The organism is Alcanivorax sp. 1008 (assembly GCF_020667895.1).
Lineage (GTDB): Bacteria > Pseudomonadota > Gammaproteobacteria > Pseudomonadales > Alcanivoracaceae > PGZG01.
In genome coordinates, this window is the sequence record NZ_JAFMPS010000110.1 from 1 (window position 1) to 338 (window position 338).

1 protein-coding gene is annotated in these 338 nt (G+C 54.1%); it reads right to left on the reverse strand.

Annotated features, from left to right (window positions below):
• Nucleotides 1-156: 156 nt before the first annotated feature.
• Nucleotides 157-338 (reverse strand): acyl-CoA dehydrogenase family protein (locus tag J1C54_RS16505; protein ID WP_255612705.1); only part of this gene is annotated, 182 nt, incomplete at its 5' end.

A 338-nucleotide genomic window follows, 5' to 3' on the forward strand; every position in this document is an offset into this window, starting at 1 on the left:
TTACTCATACTACTAATGAGAAGGCGGTATTCTATTGGGGCTGCGTATAACCACAAGGACTGATCGGGCCGTTAAGCCTGTCATTCGGGCCAATCGGCCTGTTTTGATGATTTTTTACCCATGCCGGCAGATAGGCCGGCATGGGTAAAATCTGGCTCAGCGCGACGTCAGGTCTCTGGCAATGGCGATGATCTGCATCTCGTCGGTACCGGCATAGATCTGCAGAATCTTGGCGTCACGCATTAGCTGCTCGACCCGTGATTCGCGCATATAGCCATAGCCACCGTGGATTTGCACCGCTTCGGTGGCCACCTGCATGGCGCTCTGTGCCGCATACA